Below are 4,581 nucleotides of genomic sequence, written 5' to 3' on the forward strand. Positions count from 1 at the left end.
CAGGGTCGCGGCGGTCAGGTCGGCGTGGGAGAGGTCGACATTGCCGATGACGGTTGCGGTGAGGTCGGCGCCGGCAAATGAGGTCCTTCGGAGGTCGAGGCGGTGGGTGCCGGCGTCGATGCGCCAGCCGGCCAGGTTCGCGCCGGTCAGGACGCGGCTGGCCGGTGTGTGGTCGGGGTGGCCGGCGCGGGCGGCGGTCAGGCTGTAGGCGAAGGCGAGCACCGCCGCGGCGTCGGCGCGGCCGTCCGGGAGCCGCGTCACGATCGCCGCGAGCGCGGTCAGGGCTTGTGTCCGCCGCCGGCTGTCGTGGCCGGCGAGGAGCTGGCCGAGGAAGTCAAGGGTCTCGGGGCTGGGGACCGCCAGCTGCCAGTGTGCGCGTGACCGCTCGGGTGGCAGTTCCAAGGCCCGGTCGAGGTAGCGGGCGAGGAAGTACTCGCGCAGGGAGGTGTGCGCGAACCCGAAGGTGTCGTCGTCGCGGCGGACGAGAAAGGTAGCGGTGCGGAGGTCTTCTTTCCACAGGTCGGGTGCCCGCGCCGGGTAGTGCAGCTCCAGCTCCGGCCGACCGGCGAGGAACTCCAACATCCGCTGTTCGACGTCGGCGACGTCCCACGATGTGCGCCCGGGCGCCACAGCTGCGCGGCGAGGTGTTCCATCAGCAGTTGTTTGTGCTCCGGGAGCAGGCAGTGCTTGCCGTCGTCGCGTTCGAGCCACTGCCGCACGAACGAGGCGTAGAGATCGACAGCGCGGACGGTGCGCCCGGCGAGCTTCGCCTGTTCGACGGTTTCCAACTGGTCGGCGATCATCCGCAGGGTCAGGGGCCGTTCGGCGATCTCGCGCAGGTTGTGCACGCTGTCGATCAGGTCCAGCAGCCGGTCGACGTCCGCGCCCGGGACATTGGCCTCCAGATAGGCCCGGATCTGCTCTTCGTCGAAGGGGAGCATGAGCAGCGCCAGGTAGTCGGTGCTGGTGGGGCCGTCGCGGTGTTGGCCGGTGAAGTGGTTGGTCTCGTCGCGGATCGAGCGGAAGTAGTGGGTCCGGCACGACAGCAGCAGCTTGCTCGGCCGGTCCGCCCGCGCGCCGGCCGGCTGGGAGCGCCAGAGTTCCTCGGTGGCCCGCCACAGCGTGCGGGTGAACACCTGGCCGGCGTGCGGTTCGAGGTGAACGAGCACCTCGTCGAGCCCGTCGAAGATCAGTACACAGTTGCCGCTGGCGACGAGCCCGAGGACCTCCTCGACCGTCGGAACCCGCCCGAGGTCTCCGGCCTCCAGCAGCGCCTGGACGATCTTCTTCACCCCGGTCGTCTCGCGAACCACCTGTGCCGGGAGATCGCGCAGGTCGAACAGGATCGGGAGCGGCACCGACACGTCGTGCTCCCGGCGATCCAGCAGCGCCAGGGTGAACAGCTGAGTGGTGGTCGTCTTGCCCATGCCGACGTCACCGAGCAGCGCGCACAGATGCCGCGCGTTCGGTGACGGTTCGGTCGCCCAGGTGACGAGCCGGTCGACCGCTGGCAGCGGTTCGCTGAGTCGCCGCGTTGCCGGATGCGCGAGGGCTGCGGAGGCCAGCGATGTCTCCTTGGCCTGCGAGGTCACGGGCTCCTCCCGGAGGAAGCGCCGGCCAGCCACGCCCCTGACCCATGTGTCCAGCTCGAGCCGCATGGCGAGCGGTCCGGGGGAGGTGGCCGGTTCTCGGAGCCGTTCGGCGATCAGATCGAGCGTCCGGTGCACGAACGCGACGCGGGCGTTACGGTTCGCCTGCTGGCTGAACGGCCGGCGTGCCTCATGCACGATCTCGCCGGCAGGTCCGGCGCCGCGGGCCACGCCTTCCAGCGCCAGCCGGAGGGGCCGGCGGGTGGTCGCACCCGGGTAGGTGTCCCGGCTCGCCGCGGTGCTGTCGAGCTCCACCACCAGGTCGGCCGCTTCCCGCAGCCGGCGCCGCTCGCTTTCCACGTCGGCGCCGAGCAGCGGCTCGAGGACGCTGGTGACCCGGTAGCCCGGACCCGCGGACGCCTGCTCACTCAACAGCTCGACGAATGCCCGCTCGAGCCGCCGGATCGGTTCGGGGGCCTTCCGCGCGATCTCCACATGGACGACGACCCCGCCGTGCCCAGCGGGTGTCCGGGCAGCACCTCGGTGACCGTCGCGGTCACCGTTTCCTCGTCGCCGCGCCGGCTGGCCTCCCGCCGGGACCGGGCGGCCAGCTCGTCGCCGGTGAGGTCCTCGCCTTCGAACCAGCACACCCGGTCTCGGGGCGGCGCCTTGCGCTGGTCGCTGACCAGCCGCACCTGGACTCCTGCCGCGTCCGCCACGGTGTCGAACGCCGCGCGGAACTTCCGGAACGCATCCTGGGCCTTCGCGTCGTCGCCGCCGGGGGTCGCCACGGCCAGCGCGTCCACCATCGGGATCCGGCCGTCACCGTCGATCAGGCCGGCCAAGCCCCGCAGCCGCTGCAACTGCCGTGGCGTGAGATCGTCGGCCAGGCGGTCGAGGTAGCGCAGCACCACCGGGCGCGGCAGCCGTGTGATCATGCGGCGTCGGCCAGCACGCGGCGGCGGATCTGGCCCGCGAGGTCCATGACGAACCGCTCCCGGTTCGGGCCCGCGGTCTGGGTGAAGGCGCGGCCACCGGCATCGGTGAAGATCTGCCGCGCGGCCAGCCCGCGCAGGTCGAACGACCCTTCCAGCGGCACCTGCTTCAACATCACCGGCATCGCCTTGCCTCTGCCCGGCCCCAGCAGTCGCGGAAGCTCCGTATCCTGGATGTAGCTGCTCGCCAAGAATTTCGGGCTTACCAGCAGCAGCCCGTAGTCGCAGGCGGCCAGCCGGGTCAGGATCTCCTCGTGCCAGTCCGCGCCGAGCAGCAGGTCCGAGTCCTCCCACCGGGTCAGCCGCACCCCGCTCAGCGCGTCGAACGCCAAGCCGGCCAGCAGCCTCTCCTTCGCGGCCTTGTCGTCATGCGCCCAGCTCACGAACAGCGAAGCCGCAACCACCCCAGCCATCAAGAGTCCTGCATTTCCCGTATTTCCCGATGGATTCACGATAGCCTAACGATGAGCGAGGACGATCGACCTGGTCACCTGATGAGTTCTGGGAGCCCGCCATATCGGGTGCCACGAGCGACGCCGTGGACGTGGACGTGGACATGGCCCGCAGCGACTCCACCAGCTGCGGCCAGCCGCCGGGACTCCACCGCCGTCGAGGCGGTCAAGCATTGAACGCCCAGGAACGCCACGCCACCCGGCTCCCAGGCTTCAGAGTAGACTTCCGAGCTTGTGGATCTGTCGGATCTCCTGGCCCGGAGCGAAGGCAAGACGCTCGAGTTCAAACGTGACCTCTCGTCCCCTCGGGGCGTCCTGCGTAGTCTCGTCGCATTCGCCAACACGGCTGGCGGCATTCTGCTGGTTGGCGTTGAAGACGGCACCCGCAGCGTCCGAGGTGTCCCGGAGCCGCTCGACCTTGAGGAGCGGCTGGCGAACCTGATCAGTGACGCGATTGCTCCCCGGCTGGTTCCCGACATCGAGATCGTCTCCTGGCGTGGAACTCAGGTGGTGGCCGTCGAGGTATTTCCCGGCTCGTCGCGGCCGTATCGCCTGGCCCAGGAGGGTCCGGAGAGCGGCGTCTATGTCCGGGTCGGCTCGACTAACCGGCGGGCCGATCCGGACCTGATCGAGGAGTTGCGCCGTTACGCCCGTGGTGAGGCGTACGACGAGCAGGCACTGCCCGAGCTTGGCTCGGAGGCGGTTGACTTCCAGACGGCGGCCGGTGCGTTCGCGGACGTCAGGAAGCTACGGCCGGAGGACCTGGAGACCCTGCGGCTGGTGTCGACCCATCAGGGGCGCCTCGTGCCGACTGTCGGAGGTCTGCTGCTGTTCGGCTGTGACCAGGACCGTGGTCGGTTGTTCCCTGATGCCTGGATCCAGGCCGGACGTTTCCGGGGCCTCGACAAGTCCCAGATCGTCGATCATCTGGAGATCCGCGCGAACCTGGTGCGTTCCGTCGAGGAGGCGGTCGGCTTCGTGCGCAAGCACAGCCTGCACGGTCTCGACATCGGTGCGATCCGGCGTACCGACCGGTGGAACCTGCCGCCCGTGGCGGTACGGGAGGCGGTGGTCAACGCGGTAGCGCATGCGGACTATCGGCAGCGCGGGGCGCCCATCCGCATCGCGATCTTCGATGACCGGCTTGAGGTGGAGAACCCGGGTCTGCTGCAGTTCGGCCTGACCGTCGAGGACATCCGCCGCGGCGTGTCCAAACTTCGCAACCGGGTCATCGGTCGAGTCTTCAACTCGCTGGGACTCATCGAGCAGTGGGGCAGCGGGATCCAGCGTATGACCGCGGCCTGTCGTGAGGCGGGCCTTCCACCTCCGGGCCTGGAGGAGATCGGCACCCGCTTCCGCGTGACCCTGTGGACGCAGCCCGTCGAGTCGCCGATGCTGGACGTCAAGGACCAGGCGATCATCGATGCCATCACGGCCGACGGCGCTTCCACCGGCGAGATCGCCGCTGCCATCGATCTGTCCACGCGCGCTACCAGGACCAGGCTTATCAGACTGATCGGCCGCGGCCTCATCCGCGAGGTCGGT

At 69.6% G+C, this 4,581-nt stretch carries 5 protein-coding genes; 1 reads left to right on the forward strand and 4 read right to left on the reverse strand.

Going from position 1 to position 4,581, the window contains the following annotated elements:
• From MJ785_RS20360 to MJ785_RS20375, 4 genes are all read right to left on the reverse strand, one after another.
• The coding region (locus MJ785_RS20360; RefSeq protein ID WP_239382368.1) for a pentapeptide repeat-containing protein at positions 1–261 on the reverse strand (261 nt) is incomplete at its 3' end.
• Between the two features lie 17 nt (positions 262–278).
• Positions 279–2,084 carry an NACHT domain-containing NTPase gene (locus tag MJ785_RS20365; RefSeq protein ID WP_239382370.1) on the reverse strand — a complete coding sequence of 602 codons (1,806 nt, stop codon included), beginning with the start codon at positions 2,082–2,084 and terminating at the stop codon, positions 279–281.
• On the reverse strand, positions 2,018–2,527 hold the full coding sequence (locus MJ785_RS20370) for a hypothetical protein (RefSeq protein ID WP_239382372.1): 510 nt from the start codon (positions 2,525–2,527) through the stop codon (positions 2,018–2,020). The genes MJ785_RS20365 and MJ785_RS20370 overlap by 67 nt, the downstream gene beginning before the upstream one ends.
• Positions 2,524–2,997: a TIR domain-containing protein gene (locus MJ785_RS20375; RefSeq protein ID WP_239382374.1), complete on the reverse strand. Its 474-nt coding sequence runs from the start codon at positions 2,995–2,997 to the stop codon at positions 2,524–2,526. The genes MJ785_RS20370 and MJ785_RS20375 overlap by 4 nt, the downstream gene beginning before the upstream one ends.
• 273 nt (positions 2,998–3,270) lie before the next feature.
• Here MJ785_RS20375 and MJ785_RS20380 point away from each other — a divergent pair.
• Positions 3,271–4,581, forward strand: a 1,311-nt coding sequence (locus tag MJ785_RS20380; protein WP_239382376.1) for a helix-turn-helix domain-containing protein, incomplete at its 3' end; no start/stop codon positions are given.

Origin of the sequence: Protofrankia sp. CiT1 (assembly GCF_917627335.1) — a bacterium.
GTDB lineage: Bacteria > Actinomycetota > Actinomycetes > Frankiales > Frankiaceae > Protofrankia.